This is a genomic window from Phaeacidiphilus oryzae TH49 (assembly GCF_000744815.1).
GTDB classification, from domain to species: domain Bacteria; phylum Actinomycetota; class Actinomycetes; order Streptomycetales; family Streptomycetaceae; genus Phaeacidiphilus; species Phaeacidiphilus oryzae.
This window is the reverse complement of the sequence record NZ_JQMQ01000005.1, coordinates 4,272,124-4,289,595: the sequence shown is the minus strand read 5'-3', so window position 1 is coordinate 4,289,595 and position 17,472 is coordinate 4,272,124. Positions and strand designations below refer to the sequence as shown.

At 67.6% G+C, this 17,472-nt stretch carries 30 protein-coding genes; 1 reads left to right on the top strand and 29 read right to left on the bottom strand.

The features are described 5' to 3' along the window. Window positions 1-4: 4 nt before the first annotated feature. The 29 genes from BS73_RS22875 to rpsJ all read right to left on the bottom strand — a co-directional run bounded on the left by BS73_RS22875 (window position 5) and on the right by rpsJ (window position 16,168). Window positions 5-1,024, bottom strand: coding sequence for a DNA-directed RNA polymerase subunit alpha (locus tag BS73_RS22875; protein WP_037575387.1), 1,020 nt, complete (start codon window positions 1,022-1,024; stop codon window positions 5-7). 114 nt (window positions 1,025-1,138) lie between these two features. Then, on the bottom strand, window positions 1,139-1,546 hold the full coding sequence (gene rpsK / locus BS73_RS22870) for a 30S ribosomal protein S11 (protein ID WP_037575384.1): 408 nt from the start codon (window positions 1,544-1,546) through the stop codon (window positions 1,139-1,141). An 81-nt stretch (window positions 1,547-1,627) separates the two neighbouring features. Further along, window positions 1,628-2,008 carry a 30S ribosomal protein S13 gene (rpsM, locus tag BS73_RS22865; RefSeq protein ID WP_037575381.1) on the bottom strand — a complete coding sequence of 127 codons (381 nt, stop codon included), beginning with the start codon at window positions 2,006-2,008 and terminating at the stop codon, window positions 1,628-1,630. Window positions 2,009-2,207: 199 nt separating this feature from the next. Beyond that, complete coding sequence (rpmJ, locus tag BS73_RS22860) at window positions 2,208-2,321, bottom strand: 50S ribosomal protein L36 (protein WP_030903823.1); 114 nt, start codon at window positions 2,319-2,321, stop codon at window positions 2,208-2,210. An 88-nt stretch (window positions 2,322-2,409) separates the two neighbouring features. After that, a complete protein-coding gene (infA, locus tag BS73_RS22855) occupies window positions 2,410-2,631 on the bottom strand; it encodes a translation initiation factor IF-1 (protein ID WP_014144336.1) in 222 nt (73 codons plus the stop codon). Between the two features lie 174 nt (window positions 2,632-2,805). Next, window positions 2,806-3,639, bottom strand: coding sequence for a type I methionyl aminopeptidase (gene map, locus BS73_RS22850; RefSeq protein WP_037580688.1), 834 nt, complete (start codon window positions 3,637-3,639; stop codon window positions 2,806-2,808). A 603-nt stretch (window positions 3,640-4,242) separates the two neighbouring features. Further along, window positions 4,243-4,893, bottom strand: coding sequence for an adenylate kinase (locus BS73_RS22845; protein ID WP_037575370.1), 651 nt, complete (start codon window positions 4,891-4,893; stop codon window positions 4,243-4,245). Continuing rightward, on the bottom strand, window positions 4,893-6,203 hold the full coding sequence (gene secY, locus BS73_RS22840) for a preprotein translocase subunit SecY (RefSeq protein WP_037575366.1): 1,311 nt from the start codon (window positions 6,201-6,203) through the stop codon (window positions 4,893-4,895). The genes BS73_RS22845 and secY overlap by 1 nt, the downstream gene beginning before the upstream one ends. 242 nt (window positions 6,204-6,445) lie before the next feature. Then, a complete protein-coding gene (gene rplO, locus BS73_RS22835) occupies window positions 6,446-6,901 on the bottom strand; it encodes a 50S ribosomal protein L15 (RefSeq protein WP_037575363.1) in 456 nt (151 codons plus the stop codon). A 2-nt stretch (window positions 6,902-6,903) separates the two neighbouring features. Next, window positions 6,904-7,086: a 50S ribosomal protein L30 gene (gene rpmD / locus BS73_RS22830; protein WP_037575360.1), complete on the bottom strand. Its 183-nt coding sequence runs from the start codon at window positions 7,084-7,086 to the stop codon at window positions 6,904-6,906. Next, the gene (gene rpsE, locus BS73_RS22825) at window positions 7,086-7,700 is read right to left on the bottom strand and encodes a 30S ribosomal protein S5 (protein ID WP_037575357.1); all 615 of its coding nucleotides are present in this window, start codon (window positions 7,698-7,700) and stop codon (window positions 7,086-7,088) included. Before rpsE ends, rpmD begins: the two co-directional genes overlap by 1 nt. A 55-nt stretch (window positions 7,701-7,755) precedes the next feature. Continuing rightward, entirely contained in the window at window positions 7,756-8,139 is a 384-nt protein-coding gene (gene rplR / locus BS73_RS22820) for a 50S ribosomal protein L18 (RefSeq protein WP_037575355.1), read from the bottom strand. Window positions 8,140-8,142: 3 nt separating this feature from the next. Continuing rightward, a complete protein-coding gene (gene rplF, locus BS73_RS22815; protein WP_037575352.1) occupies window positions 8,143-8,682 on the bottom strand; it encodes a 50S ribosomal protein L6 in 540 nt (179 codons plus the stop codon). Between the two features lie 22 nt (window positions 8,683-8,704). Further along, a complete protein-coding gene (rpsH, locus tag BS73_RS22810; RefSeq protein ID WP_037575349.1) occupies window positions 8,705-9,112 on the bottom strand; it encodes a 30S ribosomal protein S8 in 408 nt (135 codons plus the stop codon). Between the two features lie 188 nt (window positions 9,113-9,300). Further along, window positions 9,301-9,486, bottom strand: coding sequence for a type Z 30S ribosomal protein S14 (locus tag BS73_RS22805; RefSeq protein WP_037575347.1), 186 nt, complete (start codon window positions 9,484-9,486; stop codon window positions 9,301-9,303). Between the two features lies 1 nt (window position 9,487). Further along, window positions 9,488-10,057, bottom strand: coding sequence for a 50S ribosomal protein L5 (gene rplE, locus BS73_RS22800; RefSeq protein WP_037575344.1), 570 nt, complete (start codon window positions 10,055-10,057; stop codon window positions 9,488-9,490). Next, window positions 10,057-10,380 carry a 50S ribosomal protein L24 gene (gene rplX, locus BS73_RS22795; RefSeq protein WP_037575341.1) on the bottom strand — a complete coding sequence of 108 codons (324 nt, stop codon included), beginning with the start codon at window positions 10,378-10,380 and terminating at the stop codon, window positions 10,057-10,059. The genes rplE and rplX overlap by 1 nt, the downstream gene beginning before the upstream one ends. A 12-nt stretch (window positions 10,381-10,392) precedes the next feature. After that, window positions 10,393-10,761, bottom strand: a complete 369-nt coding sequence (rplN, locus tag BS73_RS22790; RefSeq protein ID WP_037575338.1) for a 50S ribosomal protein L14 — start codon at window positions 10,759-10,761, stop codon at window positions 10,393-10,395. A 106-nt stretch (window positions 10,762-10,867) separates the two neighbouring features. Further along, window positions 10,868-11,143, bottom strand: coding sequence for a 30S ribosomal protein S17 (gene rpsQ / locus BS73_RS22785; protein WP_037575336.1), 276 nt, complete (start codon window positions 11,141-11,143; stop codon window positions 10,868-10,870). Then, window positions 11,143-11,367, bottom strand: coding sequence for a 50S ribosomal protein L29 (gene rpmC / locus BS73_RS22780; protein ID WP_037575334.1), 225 nt, complete (start codon window positions 11,365-11,367; stop codon window positions 11,143-11,145). The genes rpsQ and rpmC overlap by 1 nt, the downstream gene beginning before the upstream one ends. Then, a complete protein-coding gene (rplP, locus tag BS73_RS22775; protein ID WP_037575331.1) occupies window positions 11,367-11,786 on the bottom strand; it encodes a 50S ribosomal protein L16 in 420 nt (139 codons plus the stop codon). The genes rpmC and rplP overlap by 1 nt, the downstream gene beginning before the upstream one ends. A 4-nt stretch (window positions 11,787-11,790) precedes the next feature. Continuing rightward, a complete protein-coding gene (gene rpsC, locus BS73_RS22770) occupies window positions 11,791-12,627 on the bottom strand; it encodes a 30S ribosomal protein S3 (RefSeq protein ID WP_037575329.1) in 837 nt (278 codons plus the stop codon). Continuing rightward, the gene (gene rplV, locus BS73_RS22765; RefSeq protein WP_037580686.1) at window positions 12,627-12,974 is read right to left on the bottom strand and encodes a 50S ribosomal protein L22; all 348 of its coding nucleotides are present in this window, start codon (window positions 12,972-12,974) and stop codon (window positions 12,627-12,629) included. Before rplV ends, rpsC begins: the two co-directional genes overlap by 1 nt. Before the next feature lie 52 nt (window positions 12,975-13,026). Then, a complete protein-coding gene (gene rpsS / locus BS73_RS22760; RefSeq protein WP_037575326.1) occupies window positions 13,027-13,308 on the bottom strand; it encodes a 30S ribosomal protein S19 in 282 nt (93 codons plus the stop codon). 12 nt (window positions 13,309-13,320) lie between these two features. Further along, on the bottom strand, window positions 13,321-14,157 hold the full coding sequence (gene rplB, locus BS73_RS22755; RefSeq protein WP_037575323.1) for a 50S ribosomal protein L2: 837 nt from the start codon (window positions 14,155-14,157) through the stop codon (window positions 13,321-13,323). A gap of 41 nt (window positions 14,158-14,198) precedes the next feature. Beyond that, complete coding sequence (gene rplW, locus BS73_RS22750; protein ID WP_037575319.1) at window positions 14,199-14,519, bottom strand: 50S ribosomal protein L23; 321 nt, start codon at window positions 14,517-14,519, stop codon at window positions 14,199-14,201. Beyond that, window positions 14,519-15,196, bottom strand: a complete 678-nt coding sequence (gene rplD, locus BS73_RS22745) for a 50S ribosomal protein L4 (RefSeq protein ID WP_037575318.1) — start codon at window positions 15,194-15,196, stop codon at window positions 14,519-14,521. The genes rplW and rplD overlap by 1 nt, the downstream gene beginning before the upstream one ends. A gap of 4 nt (window positions 15,197-15,200) precedes the next feature. Then, window positions 15,201-15,845 (bottom strand): 50S ribosomal protein L3, encoded by a 645-nt coding sequence (gene rplC, locus BS73_RS22740; protein WP_037575315.1) that lies wholly within the window; start codon window positions 15,843-15,845, stop codon window positions 15,201-15,203. 14 nt (window positions 15,846-15,859) lie between these two features. Next, on the bottom strand, window positions 15,860-16,168 hold the full coding sequence (gene rpsJ, locus BS73_RS22735) for a 30S ribosomal protein S10 (RefSeq protein ID WP_020549238.1): 309 nt from the start codon (window positions 16,166-16,168) through the stop codon (window positions 15,860-15,862). Window positions 16,169-16,835: 667 nt separating this feature from the next. On the opposite strand from rpsJ, the gene BS73_RS22730 reads away from it, so the two are divergent. Then, entirely contained in the window at window positions 16,836-17,468 is a 633-nt protein-coding gene (locus BS73_RS22730) for a class I SAM-dependent methyltransferase (protein ID WP_051940295.1), read from the top strand. Window positions 17,469-17,472 lie beyond the last annotated feature (4 nt).

Below are 17,472 nucleotides of genomic sequence, written 5' to 3'. Positions count from 1 at the left end.
GTTCTCAGTACTGCTCGGTCTCCGCGTACCCGGTGTCCTCGTCGTCGGCGCCGAAGGCGTCGGCGGCGGCGGTCGGGTCGAATCCGGGCGGACTGTCCTTGAGGGCCAGGCCCATGCCGGCCAGCTTCGCCTTGACCTCGTCGATCGACTTCGCACCGAAGTTGCGGATGTCGAGCAGGTCCGCCTCCGAGCGGGCCACGAGCTCACCCACGGTGTGGATGCCCTCGCGCTTGAGGCAGTTGTAGGAGCGGACGGTCAGCTCCAGCTCCTCGATCGGGAGCGCCAGGTCGGCCGCCAGGGCGGCGTCCGTCGGCGACGGGCCCATGTCGATGCCCTCGGCGTCGACGTTGAGCTCGCGCGCCAGACCGAAGAGCTCGACCAGCGTCTTGCCCGCGGACGCCATGGCATCCCGCGGCCGCATGGCCGGCTTGGTCTCGACGTCCACGATCAGCTTGTCGAAGTCCGTGCGCTGCTCGACACGGGTGGCCTCGACCTTGTAGGTGACCTTGAGAACCGGCGAGTAGATCGAGTCGACCGGGATGCGCCCGATCTCCTGACCCGACTGCTTGTTCTGCACGGCGGAGACGTAGCCGCGACCGCGCTCGACGGTCAGCTCCATCTCCAGCTTGCCCTTGCCGTTCAGCGTGGCCAGGACCAGCTCGGGGTTGTGCACCTCGACACCGGCCGGGGGCGCGATGTCGGCTGCGGTGACCACACCCGGACCCTGCTTGCGCAGGTACATCACGACCGGCTCGTCGTGCTCCGAGGAGACGACCAGCTGCTTGATGTTGAGGATGAGGTCGGTCACGTCCTCCTTGACGCCCGGCACGGTGGAGAACTCGTGCAGGACGCCGTCGATCCGGATGCTGGTGACAGCAGCGCCGGGGATCGACGAGAGCAGGGTGCGACGGAGAGAGTTGCCGAGGGTGTAGCCGAAGCCCGGCTCCAGCGGCTCGATCACGAACCGGGACCGGAATTCGTCCACGACCTCTTCGGTCAGCGAGGGACGCTGAGCGATCAGCATGTGAGGTGTTCCTCCTGTTGTCTTCGGCGACCGCTATATGACGCCGACAAACCAAGGGTACGGCCCCCACCGGGGTGGGGGCCGCACGAAACCGCTATCGAAGCGGCCGGCGCGTCAGACGCGGCGGCGCTTCGGCGGGCGGCAGCCGTTGTGGGGGGTGGGGGTGACGTCCTGGATGGACCCGACCTCCAGGCCGGTGGCCTGCAGGGAACGGATCGCGGTCTCACGGCCGGAGCCGGGACCCTTCACGAAGACGTCGACCTTCCGCATGCCGTGCTCCTGCGCACGACGCGCGGCGGCCTCGGCCGCCATCTGCGCCGCGAACGGGGTGGACTTGCGGGAGCCCTTGAAGCCGACGTGGCCGGCGGAGGCCCAGGAGATCACGTTCCCGGTCGGGTCGGTGATCGAGACGATCGTGTTGTTGAACGTGCTCTTGATGTGCGCGTGGCCGTGCGCGACGTTCTTCTTCTCCTTGCGGCGCACCTTCTTGGCGCCCGCAGCCTGACGGCCCTTGGGAGGCATAAGTCTGTTCTCCTGACGAGGTGGTCGGTCCGCTAGCCCAGCGGGCCGGAGGAAAGTCCGGTTCCGTTACGGGTGGGCGGACTACTTCTTGCCCGGCTTCTTCTTGCCGGCGATCGCGCGACGCGGGCCCTTGCGGGTGCGGGCGTTCGTGTGGGTGCGCTGACCGTGCACCGGCAGGCCACGACGGTGGCGGAGACCGGCGTAGCAGCCGATCTCGACCTTGCGGCGGATGTCAGCGGCGACCTCACGGCGGAGGTCACCCTCGACCTTGAAGTTGGCGTCGACGTAGTCGCGCAGCTTGACCAGGTCGTCCTCGCTGATGTCGCGGACGCGGACGTCGGGGTTGACCCCGGTCTCCGCGAGCGCCTTCTGCGAGAGGGTCCGGCCGATGCCGTAGACGTAGGTGAGGGCGATCTCGATCCGCTTCTCGCGGGGGAGATCAACGCCTGCGAGGCGTGCCATGGATTGGCTCCTGTTGCTTTTCCGGAGGTCTCACGCGATGCCTCACCCGACGAATCCTCGATGGTCCGTCAGGTCCCCGGCCTCCGACCGGGGGTGGCGATTCCGTACGGCGATGTTCACCGTCGACCGGAACCGGGCATCCCGTCTTGTGTTGTATCCGCGTCGCGCGAAGAAAGTACGACCCGTACAGGGGAGGTGGTCAGCCCTGGCGCTGCTTGTGGCGCAGGTTGTCGCAGATCACCATGACCCGGCCGTTACGGCGGATCACCTTGCACTTGTCGCAGATCTTCTTGACGCTCGGCTTGACCTTCATGAGTTCAGGTTCTCCGGGTCAGGCGCGCCGTGAGAGGGCCGCACCGGGAAGGGTGCGGCCGTCGACGACGCGAGATCTGCTGCTCTTGTCACTTGTACCGGTAGACGATCCGGCCACGGGTCAGGTCGTACGGGCTGAGCTCGACGACGACCCGGTCGTCCGGGAGGATGCGGATGTAGTGCATCCGCATCTTGCCGCTGATGTGCGCGAGGACCTTGTGCCCGTTCTGGAGCTCCACCTTGAACATGGCGTTCGGCAGAGACTCGATCACGGTGCCCTCGATTTCGATGGCCCCTTGCTTCTTGGGCATGTCCTGAGCGCGTGCCTTCCCGGGTTCGGCTACCGATTCCGACTCCCTCCAGGGGCCGCTAAGCCCGGAACCTCCCGGGACATGCCGAGAGAAGCTGGTAGAGAGCCGACGCGACAGTCTACGACATGCCGGAAGCGATAACGAAATCGGATCAGGCAGGGATCAGGCCAGGGATCAGGCCAGGGGGTCCGGCGCGGCCGTGATCCCCATCTCGGCCAGCTTGGCCCGGCCGCCGTCGGGGGCGGTGAGCACCAAGGGGCCTTCCTCGGTCAGCGCGACCGAGTGCTCCCAGTGGGCGGACCAGGTGCCGTCATCGGTCTTGACCGTCCACTCGTCCGCCAGGACGTGGGTCTTCGGCGTCCCCAGGCTCAGCATCGGCTCGATGGCGATGCAGAACCCCGGCACCAGCTTCGGCCCGCGCCCGCGCCGCCGGTCCACGTAGTTCAGCAGGTGCGGATCCATGTGCATGGCCGTGCCGATGCCGTGGCCGCCGTAGTCCTCGACGATCCCGTACTTCCCGCTGGGCGGAAGCGGCTGCCGGCGGGTGTACGACTCGACCGCCCGGCTGATGTCCACCAGCCGGTTGCCCTTCTTCACCGCCGCGATGCCGGCCCACATCGACTCCTCGCAGACGCGGCTGAGCTCCAGCAGCTCCGGGGCGTGCCCCGAGCCCACGAACGCGGTGAAGGCGGCGTCGCCGTGCCAGCCGTCCACGATCGCTCCGCAGTCCAGCGAGATGATGTCGCCGTCCTGGAGCTTCTGGTCGCCGGGGATGCCGTGGACGACCACGTCGTTGATCGACGCGCAGATGGTCGCCGGGAAGCCGCCGTAGCCCAGGAAGTTCGACTTGGCGCCGTGGTCGCGCAGGACCTTCGCCGAGATCGCGTCCAGCTCACCGGTGGTGATCCCCGGCTCCACCGCGGCCCGCAGCGCGTCGTGAATCGCGGCGACGACCAGCCCCGCCTCCCGCATCTTCACGATCTGCTCAGGCGTCTTGATCTCAACCATCGACTTCCGCTCCCAGCCGCCATCCACAAGTACCGTCCCTACGGTACAGCGCCCCGAACGCAGCACCGCAGGCGCGAGCGCAGGCCCGAAGGGCCAAGTAAGGCGCGCGGGACCGCAACACTCTGCGGCTCCGCCGCGCGGGCGCGACCAGCCGACGCGCCCCGAGCGCAGGCCCGAAGGGCCAAGTAAGGGGCGCGGGACCGCAACACTCTGCGGCTCCGCCGCGCGGGCGCGACCAGCCGACGCGGCCCGAACGCAGGCCCGGAGGGCCAAGTAAGGGGCGCGGGACCGCAACACTCTGCGGCTCCGCCGCGCGGGCGCGACCAGCCGACGCGCCCCGAGCGCAGGCCCGAAGGGCCAAATAAGGGGCGCGGGGAACTGCGCGGCCAGCCGCGAACGGCGCCGCAGCCGGCAGCGGAGTCTCGGTTGCAACCCAATGGCCGTTGCCGGCTGCGGCGCCGTTCGCGCCTAGGCGCGCAGTTCCCCGCGCCCCTGAAGTTGCTGCGCAACTTTGCGGGGCAGCCAGGCGGGGCCGGGGCAGAAGAAAAAGGCGCCGCCCGCCCCGGGCGTGAAGCCCGGAGCGAGCGGCGCCCCGCAAAAGCGTTACGCGCGCCCCAGCGCGGCCAGCAGCCGCTGCGTGACCTCTTCCACCGGCCCCAGCGCCGAAATCGTCGAGACCAGCCCCTGCTCCCCGTAGTACGCGATGATCGGCTCGGTCTCGTTGTGGTAGACGTCGAGCCGCACCCGCACCGCCTCCTCCGTGTCGTCGGAGCGCTGGTACAGCTCCCCGCCGCACTCGTCGCAGACGCCCTCCGTCTTCGGCGGGTTGTAGTCCACGTGGAAGACGTGCGCTCCGTTGCGACGGCACAGCCGGCGCCCCGCGATCCGCTTCACGATCTCGTCCTCGGGGACCTCGAGGTCCAGCACCGCGTCCAGCGCGACGCCCCACTCCTTGAGGATCCCGTCCAGCGCCTCGGCCTGGACCAGGTTCCGCGGGAACCCGTCCAGCAGGAACCCGCCCGCGCAGTCGTCCTGGGCGATCCGGTCCTTCGCCATCCCGATGGTGACCTCGTCGGGTACCAGCTTGCCCGCGTCCATGAAGCTCTTCGCCTGGACGCCCAGCGGCGTGCCCTGGCTGATGTTGGCCCGGAAGAGGTCGCCGGTGGACACGTGCGGGATGCCCAGGGACTTGGCCAGCAGGTGCGCCTGCGTCCCCTTCCCTGCCCCTGGCGGCCCGACGAGGACGATTCGCATCAGCGGAGGAACCCTTCGTAGTTGCGCTGCTGAAGCTGGCTCTCGATCTGCTTCACAGTCTCGAGGCCGACACCGACAACGATCAGGATGCTGGTGCCGCCGAACGGGAAGTTCTGCGAGACATTGAAGACCCCGAGCGCGATCAGCGGGATCAAGGCGATGATGCCCAAGTAGAGCGACCCGGGCCATGTGATCCGCGTCAACACGTAGTTGAGGTATTCAGCCGTCGGGCGGCCGGCCCGGATGCCCGGGATGAAGCCACCATACTTCTTCATGTTGTCGGCAACTTCTTCGGGGTTGAAGGAGATGGCCACGTAGAAGAACGCGAAGAAAACGATCAGCAGGAAGTACACGACCATGTAGGTCGGCTTGTCGCTCTTGACCAGATTGGTGTCGATCCAGTTGGCCCACGAGGAGTGGCTTCCGCTCAGCTGGACGATCAGCGCCGGGATGTAGAGCAGCGACGAGGCGAAGATGACCGGGATCACACCGGCCTGGTTGACCTTCAGCGGGATGTAGGTCGAGGTCCCGCCGTACGCCCGCCGCCCGATCATCCGCTTCGCGTACTGCACGGGGACCCGGCGCTGCGCCTGCTCGACGAAGACGACCAGGCCGACCATGCACAGGCCCATCGCGATGACCAGGATGAAGGGGACCCAGCCACCGCCGATCTTGCCGGTCTGCTTGATCTGCCACAGCGCGCTGGGGAAACCGGCCGCGACCGAGGTGAAGATCAGGATGGACATCCCGTTGCCGATGCCCCGGTCGGTGATCAGCTCGCCCAGCCACATGATGACCGTGGTGCCCGCGGTCATGGTGATGACCATGACGGCGATCCGGAACACCGAGGTGTCCGGGATGATCTGCGAGCCGACGGTGCAGCCGGAGAAGAGGGTGCCGCTGGACGCGGTGGCCACGATGCCGGTCGCCTGGAGGATCGCCAGCGCGATCGTCAGGTACCGGGTGTACTGCGTGATCTTCGCCGTCCCGGCCTGCCCCTCCTTCTTCAGGGCGTCCAGCCGCGGGATCACCACGGTCAGCAGCTGGAGGATGATGCTCGCCGTGATGTACGGCATGATCCCCAGCGCGAAGATGGTGAGCTGCAGCAGCGCGTTCCCGCTGAACAGGTTGACCAGGCCGAAGAGGCCGCTGGTGTGCGACTCCTTCACGCACTCCTGGACGTTCTGGAAGCTCACACCAGGCACCGGGATGTGCGCCCCGAGGCGGAAGAGCGCCATGATGGCCAGTGTGAACAGCAGCTTCTTGCGCAGGTCGGGCGTCTTGAACGCCCGGGCGAACGCGGTGAGCACGGTGCTGCCTCCTGCGGCTCCCGCCTTGACGGCGGGAATGACGGTTCGTCAAATAGTCAGGTAGTCCTGAGCGGTCAGGCTCACCGCAACCGAAACGGGGCCCAAGCTACACGTGGACTCCACGGACTCTAACAGGCTTGGCGGCCTCAGGGTTCCGCTCTGCACGGCAAACGATCAGGGCCGCCCCCTCAAGAGGGACGGCCCTGATCGTTTTAGCTCGAACTGCATCCCGCTCGCGCGGTTCAGATCAGCTCGGTGACGTTTCCGCCGGCGGCAGCGATCTTCTCCTTGGCGGAGGCCGAAGCGGCGTCCACCGTGACCTGGAGAGCGACCGAGACCTCGCCCTGGCCCAGCACCTTGACGAGGCTGTTCTTGCGAACAGCGCCCTTGGCGACCAGGTCGGCGACGGTGACCTCGCCACCCTGCGGGTACAGCTCCGCGAGCTTGTCCAGGTTCACGACCTGGTACTCGGTGCGGAACGGGTTCTTGAAGCCCTTCAGCTTCGGGAGGCGCATGTGGAGGGGCATCTGCCCACCCTCGAAGCGCTCCGGAACCTGGTAGCGGGCCTTGGTGCCCTTGGTGCCACGACCGGCGGTCTTACCCTTGGACGCCTCACCACGACCCACACGGGTCTTGGCGGTCTTGGCGCCCGGGGCGGGCCGCAGGTTGTGGATCTTCAGCGGGTTGTTCTCCGCCATGATCAGTCAACCTCCTCGACCGTCACGAGGTGGCGGACGGTCTGCACCATTCCGCGGACCTCAGGGCGGTCCTCCTTCACCACGGTGGCGCCGAGCTTGCGCAGCCCGAGCGTCTGCAGCGTGGCGCGGTGGTTCTGCTTGCTGCCGATGTACGACTTGGTCTGCGTGATCTTCAAGCGAGACATCAGGCAGCACCCACCCCGGCGGCCCGGGCGCGCAGCAGAGCGGCGGGGGCCACGTCCTCCAGCGGCAGACCGCGGCGGGCCGCGATCTCCTCCGGACGCTGCAGGCCACGGAGCGCCTCGACCGTCGCGTGGACGATGTTGATGGCGTTGTCCGAGCCCAGGGACTTCGACAGGATGTCGTGAACGCCGGCGCACTCCAGGACGGCGCGCACCGGACCACCGGCGATGACACCGGTACCGGGGGAAGCCGGCTTCAGCAGCACGACGCCCGCGGCCTTCTCACCCTGGATGGGGTGAGGGATGGTGCCCTGGATACGGGGGACCTTGAAGAAGTGCTTCTTGGCCTCCTCAACGCCCTTGGCGATGGCGGCCGGCACCTCCTTGGCCTTGCCGTAGCCGACACCCACGGTGCCGTCACCGTCGCCCACCACGACCAGCGCGGTGAAGCTGAAACGACGACCACCCTTGACAACCTTGGCGACGCGGTTGATCGCGACGACGCGCTCGACGTACGCGGTCTTCTCAGCGGCAGCGCCGCCGTCCCGACCGTCCCGCTTACGGTCCCGCCGCTCGCCGCCACCGGCACCGCTACCGCGGCGCTGGGGTCCAGCCATTGGAATTACCTCTCTCGTTTACGTCCGCTGACTTCGCGTGACTTGCGACGGACCGTCAGAAGTCCAGTCCACCCTCGCGGGCGGCGTCCGCCAGAGCCGCAACGCGGCCGGCGTACTTGTTGCCCGCTCGGTCGAAGACGACCTTCTCGATCCCCGCGGCCTTGGCGCGCTCGGCCACGAGCGCACCGACCTTCTTGGCCAGCTCGGTCTTGTCACCCTCCTGGCCCTTGACGGAAGCGTCCAGGGTGGAGGCGGAGGCCAGGGTGTGGCCCTTGATGTCGTCGATCACCTGAGCCACCATGTGGCGGTTCGAGCGGTTGACGACCAGACGCGGACGCTCAGCGGTACCGGAGACCCGCTTGCGGACACGCACGGCCCGGCGCTTACGGGCGGTGTGCTTGTACGCGTTGCCCTTACCGATCTTGACAGCGACTGCCATGGCTTACTTACCAGCCTTTCCGACCTTGCGGCGGATGACCTCGCCCGCGTACTTCACGCCCTTGGCCTTGTACGGGTCGGGCTTGCGCAGCTTGCGGATGTTGGCAGCGATCTCGCCGACCAGCTGCTTGTCGATCCCCTCGACCGAGAACTTGGTCGGGGACTCGACCTTGAACGCGATGCCCTCGGGGGCCTCCACCAGGATGGGGTGGCTGTAGCCGAGGGAGAACTCCAGGTTGGAGCCCTTCGCCTGGACGCGGTAACCAACACCGCTGATCTCCAGGTTCTTGCTGTAACCCTGGGTCACACCGGTGATCATGTTGGCCACCAGCGAGCGGGTCAGACCGTGCAGGGCCCGGTTCTGGCGCTCGTCGTTGGGGCGAGTGACACGCAGGGTGCCGTCCTCGTCCTTCGCGATCTCGATCGGCGCGGCGATGGTGTGGGAGAGGGACCCCTTGGGGCCCTTCACCGAGACCGCACGGCCATCGATGGTGACGTCCACGCCGGCGGGAACCTGGATGGGCAGCCGTCCAATACGCGACATGGCTTTACCTCCGTTTCCCGAATTACCAGACGTAGGCGAGGACTTCCCCGCCCACGCCCTTCTTGGCGGCCTGCTGGCCGGTGAGCAGACCCGAGGACGTGGAGATGATCGCCACGCCCAGGCCGCCGAGCACCTTCGGCAGGTTGGTGGACTTTGCGTAGACCCGCAGACCCGGCTTGGAGATGCGCTTGATGCCAGCGATCGAGCGCTCACGGTTGGGGCCGAACTTGAGGTCGATGGTCAGCTTCTTGCCGACCTCGTTCTCTCCGGGCTCCTCAACCTTCCACTCGGAGATGTAACCCTCCTGCTTGAGGATCTCCGCGATGTGAGTCTTGATCTTGCTGTGCGGCATCGACACCACATCGTGGTACGCCGAGTTCGCGTTCCGCAGACGCGTCAGCATGTCTGCGATCGGGTCGGTCATTGTCATGATGGCCGTTGGCCTCTCTCACCGTGGTTTCCAACAAGCGCGCAGACGTGCGGTGGCTAGCCGCCCGTTGGGCGTGCAGGGACCTGCGGTGTAGTAAGAGATGAAGTCCGGGCAGACGGGTGCCCGACCCGGCCACTTTACGTGACTGATGGCTCAGTCACCAAAATGGCCGGATCGGGCCCCGAGTTCTACCAGGAGCTCTTGGTCACGCCCGGGAGCTCGCCGCGGTGCGCCATCTCACGGAGGCACACACGGCAGAGGCCGAACTTGCGGTACACGGAGTGCGGACGGCCGCAGCGCTGGCACCGGGTGTAGCCCCGGACGCCGAACTTCGGCTTGCGCTCCGCCTTTGCGATGAGAGCCTTCTTCGCCACGTCAGTTCTCCTTGAACGGGAAGCCGAGGTGACGCAGCAGCGCCCGGCCCTCGTCGTCGTTCTGGGCGGTGGTGACCACGGTGATGTCCATGCCCCGCTGACGGTCGACCTTGTCGGGGTCGATCTCGTGGAACATGACCTGCTCGGTCAGACCGAAGGTGTAGTTGCCACGCCCGTCGAACTGCTTCGGGGACAGACCGCGGAAGTCGCGGATACGCGGCAGCGCGAGGCTGACCACGCGGTCCAGGAACTCCCACATCCGGTCACCGCGCAGGGTGACGTGGCAGCCGATCGGCTGCCCCTCGCGCAGCTTGAACTGCGCGATGGACTTGCGGGCCTTGGTCACGGCCGGCTTCTGGCCGGTGATCGCGGTGAGGTCGCGGATCGCGCCCTCGATCAGCTTGGAGTCGCGAGCGGCCTCGCCGACACCCATGTTGACCACGACCTTGACCAGGCCGGGGATCTGCATGACGTTCTCGAAGGAGAACTCGTCCTGCAGCTTGCCCTTGATCTCGCTCCGGTAGCGCTCCTTGAGGCGGGGCGCCACCTTCTCGACTGCAGTCTCAGTCATCAGATGTCCTCACCGGTCCGCTTGGCAACGCGGATCTTGTTGCCGTCCTCGTCGAAGCGGTAGCCGACGCGGGTGACGACCTTCTTGCCGTCCTTCTCCACGACGAGCTGCACGTTGCTGACGTGGACCGGCGCCTCGGTGGTCACGATGCCACCGGTCTGCGCGCCACGAGCGGTCTGACCGGCCTTGGTGTGCTTCTTGACCCGGTTGACACCCTCGACCAGGACCTTGGACTCCTTGGGGAAGGCCTGGATGACCTTGCCCTGCTTGCCCTTGTCCTTGCCGGTGATGACCTGGACCAGGTCACCCTTCTTGATCTTCATGCCTGCCATCGGTTAGAGCACCTCCGGCGCCAGCGAGATGATCTTCATGAACTTCTTCTCGCGCAGCTCCCGGCCGACCGGGCCGAAGATGCGGGTACCACGGGGGTCACCGTCGTTCTTCAGAATGACGGCAGCGTTCTCGTCGAACCGGATGTAGGAACCGTCCGGACGACGGCGCTCCTTCACGGTCCGCACGACGACGGCCTTGACGACGTCGCCCTTCTTCACGTTGCCGCCCGGGATGGCGTCCTTCACGGTCGCGACGATGGTGTCGCCGATACCCGCGTAACGCCGGCCGGAGCCGCCGAGAACGCGGATGCAGAGGATTTCCTTGGCACCCGTGTTGTCGGCGACGCGCAGGCGCGACTCCTGCTGGATCACGTCTTTCTCCTGATCGTCAACGATCGGGACCGGGCCGGCCGCTGCTCACCAACTCATGCCTGGTGTCGACTAGTTGGCACATACGGCCGCGCCCAATCTCCGTTCGTTACTTGGCCTTCTCGAGGATCTCGACGATGCGCCAGCGCTTCGTCGCGGACAGCGGCCGGGTCTCCATGAGGAGGACGCGGTCGCCGACGCCGCAAGCGTTCTGCTCGTCGTGTGCCTTCAGCTTGCTGGTACGGCGGATGACCTTGCCGTACAGCGAGTGCTTGACGCGGTCCTCGACGGCGACGACGACGGTCTTGTCCATCTTGTCGCTGACGACCAGACCCTCACGGGTCTTGCGGAATCCGCGCGTCTCTTCGGTCTTGTTCTCAGTCATCAGGCGTTCTCCACCGTCTCGATGCCCAGCTCGCGCTCGCGCATCAGGGTGTAGATCCGCGCGATGTCCTTGCGGACGGCCTTGAGCCGGCCGTGGTTCTCGAGCTGCCCGGTCGCCGCCTGGAAGCGGAGGTTGAACAGCTCCTCCTTGGCCTCGCGCAGCTTGCCGACGAGCTCCTCGTCGGCCAGACCGCGGAGGTCAGCAGCCTTGGTGCCGGCCGACATCAGCTCTCACCTGCCTCGCGCCGGACGATCCGGCACTTCATCGGAAGCTTGTGGGCGGCGCGGGTGAGCGCCTCCTTAGCGACCTTCTCGTTCGGGAACGAAAGCTCGAACATGACCCGTCCCGGGTGCACGTTCGCGACCCACCACTCCGGCGAGCCCTTACCGGAACCCATGCGGGTCTCGGCCGGCTTCTTGGTCAGCGGGCGGTCGGGGTAGATGTTGATCCACACCTTGCCGCCACGGCGGATGTGACGGGTGATGGCGATACGAGCTGCCTCGATCTGCCGGTTCGTCACGTAGGCCGGGGTGACGGCCTGGATGCCGTACTCACCGAACGCGAGCTCGGTGCCGCCCTTCGCCATGCCACGCCGCTTGGGGTGGTGCTGCTTGCGGTGCTTGACCCTGCGAGGGATCAGCATGAGGTCAGGCCTCCGTTCCGGTGTTCTCTGCCGGAGCGGCAGCCTCGGCGGCGGCGGGGGCCGTGGTGGCCTCGGCCGGAGCCTGCTGCTGCCCCTGCGGCTTGCGGCCGCGGCCGCCACGCTCGCCGCCGCGACGCGGGCGGTCGTTGCCGCCGCCACCGCGCGACGGGCGGTTGCCCGCGCGGGCCGCGGCGTTCTCGGCGCGCACGTCGGCGATGGACTTGACGTCGCCCTTGTAGATCCAGACCTTCACGCCGATCCGGCCGAAGGTCGTCTTGGCCTCGAAGAAGCCGTAGTCCACGTTGGCCCGCAGCGTGTGCAGCGGAACGCGGCCCTCACGGTAGAACTCCGAGCGGCTCATCTCGGCACCGCCGAGACGGCCGGAGCACTGGATCTTGATGCCCTTGGCGCCGGCCTTCATCGTCGACTGCATGCTCTTGCGCATGGCGCGACGGAAGGAGACGCGGGAGGACAGCTGCTCGGCGACGCCCTGGGCGACCAGCTGAGCGTCCAGCTCCGGGTTCTTGACCTCGAGGATGTTGAGCTGGACCTGCTTCTTGGTCAGCTTCTCCAGGTCACCGCGGATGCGGTCGGCCTCCGCGCCGCGACGGCCGATGACGATGCCCGGCCGGGCGGTGTGGATGTCGACGCGGACGCGGTCGCGGGTGCGCTCGATCTCCACCTTGGAGATGCCGGCCCGCTCCATGCCCTTGGTCATCATCCGGCGGATGGCGACGTCTTCCTTGACGTAGTCCTTGTAGGACTTGTCGGCGTACCAGCGGGACTTGAAGTCCGTGGTGATGCCGAGGCGGAACCCGTGCGGGTTAACCTTCTGGCCCATTACCGGGTCCCTTCCTTCGACGCCAGCACAACGGTGATGTGGCTGGTCCGCTTGCGGATCCGGTAGGCGCGGCCCTGGGCGCGCGGCCGGAACCGCTTCAGGGTCGGGCCCTCGTCGACGTACGCCTCGGCGACGTACAGCGACTCCACGTTGTTGTGGTTCTCGTTGTGCACGGCGTTGGCAATGGCGCTGTCCAGCACCTTGCCCACCGGCACGCTCGCGGCCTGCGGAGCGAAACGCAGGACCGCCTGGGCCTCCGTGGCATTCATGCCACGGATGAGGTCCACCACGCGGCGGGCCTTCATGGGCGTGACGCGGATGTACCGCGCGGATGCCCTGGCTTCCATGGTTGTCCCCTTGATGGTGTCTGTCTGAGTCATCAGTCTTCGCTACCGCAGATCAGCGACGACGCGACTTGCGGTCGTCCTTCTCATGGCCGCGGAAGGTGCGGGTCGGCGCGAACTCGCCGAGCTTGTGGCCGACCATCGACTCGGTGACGAACACCGGGACGTGCTTGCGGCCGTCGTGCACCGCCAGGGTGTGCCCCAGCATCGCCGGAACGATCATGGAGCGACGGGACCAGGTCTTGATGACGTTCTGGGTGCCGGCCTCGTTCTGCTTCTCCACCTTGTTGATCAGGTGGGCGTCGACGAAGGGCCCCTTCTTGAGACTGCGCGGCATCTACACCCGCTCCTAGCGCTTCTTGTTCGTCTTGCGGCGGCGGACGATCAGCTTGTCGCTGGCCTTGTTCGGCCTGCGGGTGCGACCTTCCTTCTTGCCCCACGGGGACACCGGGTGGCGACCACCGGAGGTGCGACCCTCACCACCACCGTGCGGGTGGTCGATCGGGTTCATCACCACACCACGCACGGTCGGGCGGACGCCCTTCCAGCGCATGCGGCCGGCCTTGCCCCAGTTGATGTTCGACTGCTCGGCGTTGCCGACCTCGCCGACGGTGGCGCGGCAGCGGGCGTCGACCAGCCGGATCTCGCCGGACGGCATGCGGAGGTGGGCCATCTTGCCCTCCTTCGCGAGCAGCTGGATGCTGCTGCCGGCCGAGCGGGCCAGCTTGGCGCCGCCGCCGGGACGCAGCTCCACGGCGTGGATGACGGTACCCACGGGGATGTTGCGCAGCGGCAGGTTGTTGCCGGGCTTGATGTCGGCGCCGGGGCCGGCCTCGACGATGTCACCCTGGCCCAGCCGAGCCGGAGCGATGATGTAGCGCTTCTCGCCGTCCCGGTAGTGGAGCAGCGCGATGCGCGCGGTGCGGTTGGGGTCGTACTCGATGTGAGCGACCTTGGCCGGCACGCCGTCCTTGTCGTGACGACGGAAGTCGATCACGCGGTAGGCGCGCTTGTGGCCGCCACCCTGGTGGCGAACCGTCACACGGCCGGAGTTGTTACGACCGCCCTTGCTGTGCAGGGGGCGGACCAGCGACTTCTCCGGCGTGGACCGCGTGACCTCGACGAAGTCGGCGACACTGGCGCCACGACGGCCCGGTGTCGTCGGCTTGTACTTGCGGATGCCCATGGCTTCTTCTGTCCTCGTCCGTTCCGGACGATCCGACTCCGTTAGGAGGCCGGACCGCCGAAGATGTCGATGGTGTTGCCCTCGGCCAGCGTCACGATCGCGCGCTTGGTGTCCTTGCGCTTACCGAAGCCGGTGCGGGTGCGCTTGCGCTTCCCCTGCCGGTTGATCGTGTTGACGTTGGTGACCTTGACCGAGAAGACCGCCTCGACGGCCTGCTTGATCTGGGTCTTGTTGGCCCCCGGCGCGACGACGAACGTGTACTTGTTCTCGTCGAGCAGGGCGTAGCTCTTCTCCGAGACGACCGGCTTGACCAGGATGTCGCGCGGGTCGCTGAAGGTCTTGGACGTGATCTGCTCGCTCATCAGGCGGCGCTCCCCTCGAGCTCGCCCTCGGACGCGACGGCCTTGCCGGACTCGGCGGGGCCGGCCACAAAGCGCTCGAACGCGGCCTTGGTGAAGACCACATCGTCGGAGACGAGCACGTCGTACGTGTTCAGCTGGCCGGCCTCCAGGATGTGGACCTCCGGCAGGTTGCGGGCCGAGAGCTTGCCCAGCTCGTCGTCGCGCTCGACGACCAGCAGGACGTTGCGGCGCTCGGTCAGCTTGCCGATGAGGGTCCGGGCAGCCTTGGTCGACGGCGCGTCGCCGGCGATCACGTCGGAGACGACGTGGATCCGCTCGTGGCGGGCGCGGTCGGTCAGGGCGCCACGCAGGGCGGCCTTGATCATCTTCTTGGGCGTCCGCTGCGAGTAGTCACGCGGCACGGGACCGTGCACGGTGCCACCGCCGGCGAACTGCGGCGCGCGGGTCGAACCCTGGCGAGCCCGGCCGGTGCCCTTCTGGCGGTACGGCTTCTTGCCGCCACCGCGGACCTCGCCGCGGGTCTTCGCCTTGTGGGTGCCCTGACGAGCGGCGGCCAGCTGAGCCACGACGACCTGGTGGATCAGCGGAATGCTGACCTTGGCCTCGAAGATCTCGGCCGGCAGCTCGACGGTGCCGACGGTCTCGCCCGCGGGCGAGAGGACGTTAATGGTGCTCATGGTTTCAGGCCCCCTTGGCCGCGCTGCGGACCAGGACGAGGCCGCCGTTCGGACCAGGGATGGCGCCCTTGATGAGCAGCAGGCCCTTGTCCGCGTCAACGGCGTGGACGGTCAGGTTCTGGATGGACACGCGCTCGTTGCCCATACGGCCGGCCATGCGGAGGCCCTTGAACACGCGGCCCGGGGTGGCGCAGCCACCGATCGAACCGGGGGAGCGGTGCTTGCGCTGGGTGCCGTGCGAGCTGCCCAGACCGCGGAAGCCGTGGCGCTTCATGACACCGGCGGTGCCCTTGCCCTTGCTGGTGCCGGTCACGTCGACCTTGACACCGGCCTCGAACACCTCGGCGGTGATCTCCTGGCCCAGGGTGTACTCGGAGGCGTCCGAGGTGCGCAGCTCGACCAGGTGGCGGCGGGGGGTGACACCGGCCTTGGTGAAGTGGCCCTGAAGGGGCTTGTTCACCTTGCGCGGGTCGATCTCGCCGAAGCCGATCTGCACGGCGTCGTAGCCGTCGGTGTCCGCGGCGCGGACCTGGGTCACGACGTTCGGGCCCGCCTTGACGACGGTGACCGGGACGACGCGGTTGTTCTCGTCCCAGACCTGGGTCATGCCGAGCTTCTCGCCCAGGATGCCCTTCAACTGCTTAGCCATCTCGCTCCCGCCCTTCAGAGCTTGATCTCGATGTCGACGCCGGCCGGCAGGTCGAGTCGCATCAGAGAGTCAACGGTCTTGGGGGTCGGGTCGAGGATGTCGATAAGCCGCTTGTGGGTACGCATCTCGAAGTGCTCGCGCGAGTCCTTGTACTTGTGCGGCGAGCGGATGACGCAGTACACGTTCTTCTCAGTGGGCAGCGGCACCGGGCCCGCGACCTGCGCACCAGTGCGGGTCACCGTCTCGACGATCTTCTTCGCCGAGGAGTCGATGACCTCGTGGTCGTAGGCCTTGAGCCGGATGCGGATCTTCTGTCCCGCCATGGCTACTTCGTAGTCCTTCTGTCGTCTTCGCTGCTCTGACGACCGCGACGCCCCGGGTGAGGCACGCGGCGGCTCCCGGCGTCGTACGGCTTGCACCGTTGTGTCCGACCCACGCGGTCGGGCGTGTCGCGTACGGCTTCCGCATCAGGGCAGCCCGAAGAGGAATCCCGTCGCAAACGACAAAAGGAGCCGGATCGGCGCCCTGCGCATGCTTCCCAGAAGATTCCCGTACTTTCCCCCATGAGCGGGGCAGCCGTAAGGCCGCCCATCACGGGCGACGAGTACTGTGGGACTCGCTTCCGGTTCTCCCGACGGGAGACGCACGGCATCGGCACTCGACCGAGCAACCCCGCTAGTCTGCCATAAGGGACACCCGAAGCACCAATCGCGGCCGATGAGAGTACCCCGTCGGCACTGAGCGCCAAACCCTCCCACGCCCGGCCCCGCCGAACGACTCTCGGCCGGCTCCCCCTTCCCGGTGGTCCGGGCGCACACGCGCCGCCCGCGCGCCTCCCCTCCGAGCTGGACGGTTTCCGTACGCTCACGAGAGAGCCGTCAAACCGCCTTGACGCGTTGGTTGCCCTGGCCCGGTGCGCCTGGAAAAGGTGGAGAAGGGGCCTTCGCCCCCCTTGCACCCAACCGTCGGCGGAAGACGAGGACCAAGGCCGTGGCGAACCAGAGGACCACCGGCACCCCGGCCGAGGCCGGGGGGCGCACGGCGGGCGAGAGCTACACCGAGCGGCTCGCCACGCTGGAGCAGGCCGGGCTGCGCAGGTTCCTGCCCACCCAGCTCCCCTACCGCACCCATCTGCGCGCGCTGCGGCTCGGCCGGGTGCTCGACGTCGGCTGCGGGCTCGGCCGCAACCTCACCCACCTGGACGGCCAGGGCGTGGGCGTCGACCACAACCCCACCTCGGTGGCGGCCTGCCGGGAGCGCGGGCTCACCGCGTTCACCCCGGACGAGTTCTTCGCCGGCGAGGAGTCCACCGAGGGCCGCTTCGACGCGCTGCTCTGCGCCCATGTGCTGGAGCACATCGACGAGCCGACGGCGGCCGAGCTCTTCGAGGACTACCTGCCGTGCGTGCGCCCCGGCGGGCGGGTGGTGCTGATCACCCCCCAGGAGAGCGGCTACGCCAGCGACCCCACCCACATCCGCTTCGTCGACTTCGCCGCGCTGCGCGCGCACGCCGCCGGCGCGGGGATCGAGGTGGAGCGCACCTACTCGTTCCCGTTCCCCCGGGCCACCGGCAAGGCCTTCAAGTACAACGAGTTCGTCCTGGTGGGCCGCGTCCCGCAGTAGCCGC

What these genes read in the sequence shown, in the direction of transcription:
- BS73_RS22875 (WP_037575387.1), bottom strand. Translation starts at nt 1,024, where the DNA reads ATGCTGATCGCTCAGCGTCCCTCGCTGACCGAAGAGGTCGTGGACGAA.
- rpsK (WP_037575384.1), bottom strand. Translation starts at nt 1,546, where the DNA reads ATGCCTCCCAAGGGCCGTCAGGCTGCGGGCGCCAAGAAGGTGCGCCGC.
- rpsM (WP_037575381.1), bottom strand. Translation starts at nt 2,008, where the DNA reads ATGGCACGCCTCGCAGGCGTTGATCTCCCCCGCGAGAAGCGGATCGAG.
- rpmJ (WP_030903823.1), bottom strand. Translation starts at nt 2,321, where the DNA reads ATGAAGGTCAAGCCGAGCGTCAAGAAGATCTGCGACAAGTGCAAGGTG.
- infA (WP_014144336.1), bottom strand. Translation starts at nt 2,631, where the DNA reads ATGCCCAAGAAGCAAGGGGCCATCGAAATCGAGGGCACCGTGATCGAG.
- map (WP_037580688.1), bottom strand. Translation starts at nt 3,639, where the DNA reads ATGGTTGAGATCAAGACGCCTGAGCAGATCGTGAAGATGCGGGAGGCG.
- BS73_RS22845 (WP_037575370.1), bottom strand. Translation starts at nt 4,893, where the DNA reads ATGCGAATCGTCCTCGTCGGGCCGCCAGGGGCAGGGAAGGGGACGCAG.
- rplO (WP_037575363.1), bottom strand. Translation starts at nt 6,901, where the DNA reads ATGGCGGAGAACAACCCGCTGAAGATCCACAACCTGCGGCCCGCCCCG.
- rpmD (WP_037575360.1), bottom strand. Translation starts at nt 7,086, where the DNA reads ATGTCTCGCTTGAAGATCACGCAGACCAAGTCGTACATCGGCAGCAAG.
- rpsE (WP_037575357.1), bottom strand. Translation starts at nt 7,700, where the DNA reads ATGGCTGGACCCCAGCGCCGCGGTAGCGGTGCCGGTGGCGGCGAGCGG.
- rplR (WP_037575355.1), bottom strand. Translation starts at nt 8,139, where the DNA reads ATGGCAGTCGCTGTCAAGATCGGTAAGGGCAACGCGTACAAGCACACC.
- rplF (WP_037575352.1), bottom strand. Translation starts at nt 8,682, where the DNA reads ATGTCGCGTATTGGACGGCTGCCCATCCAGGTTCCCGCCGGCGTGGAC.
- rpsH (WP_037575349.1), bottom strand. Translation starts at nt 9,112, where the DNA reads ATGACAATGACCGACCCGATCGCAGACATGCTGACGCGTCTGCGGAAC.
- rplE (WP_037575344.1), bottom strand. Translation starts at nt 10,057, where the DNA reads ATGACTGAGACTGCAGTCGAGAAGGTGGCGCCCCGCCTCAAGGAGCGC.
- rplX (WP_037575341.1), bottom strand. Translation starts at nt 10,380, where the DNA reads ATGAAGATCAAGAAGGGTGACCTGGTCCAGGTCATCACCGGCAAGGAC.
- rpsQ (WP_037575336.1), bottom strand. Translation starts at nt 11,143, where the DNA reads ATGACTGAGAACAAGACCGAAGAGACGCGCGGATTCCGCAAGACCCGT.
- rpmC (WP_037575334.1), bottom strand. Translation starts at nt 11,367, where the DNA reads ATGTCGGCCGGCACCAAGGCTGCTGACCTCCGCGGTCTGGCCGACGAG.
- rplP (WP_037575331.1), bottom strand. Translation starts at nt 11,786, where the DNA reads ATGCTGATCCCTCGCAGGGTCAAGCACCGCAAGCAGCACCACCCCAAG.
- rpsC (WP_037575329.1), bottom strand. Translation starts at nt 12,627, where the DNA reads ATGGGCCAGAAGGTTAACCCGCACGGGTTCCGCCTCGGCATCACCACG.
- rplV (WP_037580686.1), bottom strand. Translation starts at nt 12,974, where the DNA reads ATGGAAGCCAGGGCATCCGCGCGGTACATCCGCGTCACGCCCATGAAG.
- rpsS (WP_037575326.1), bottom strand. Translation starts at nt 13,308, where the DNA reads ATGCCGCGCAGTCTCAAGAAGGGGCCCTTCGTCGACGCCCACCTGATC.
- rplB (WP_037575323.1), bottom strand. Translation starts at nt 14,157, where the DNA reads ATGGGCATCCGCAAGTACAAGCCGACGACACCGGGCCGTCGTGGCGCC.
- rplW (WP_037575319.1), bottom strand. Translation starts at nt 14,519, where the DNA reads ATGAGCGAGCAGATCACGTCCAAGACCTTCAGCGACCCGCGCGACATC.
- rplD (WP_037575318.1), bottom strand. Translation starts at nt 15,196, where the DNA reads ATGAGCACCATTAACGTCCTCTCGCCCGCGGGCGAGACCGTCGGCACC.
- rplC (WP_037575315.1), bottom strand. Translation starts at nt 15,845, where the DNA reads ATGGCTAAGCAGTTGAAGGGCATCCTGGGCGAGAAGCTCGGCATGACC.
- rpsJ (WP_020549238.1), bottom strand. Translation starts at nt 16,168, where the DNA reads ATGGCGGGACAGAAGATCCGCATCCGGCTCAAGGCCTACGACCACGAG.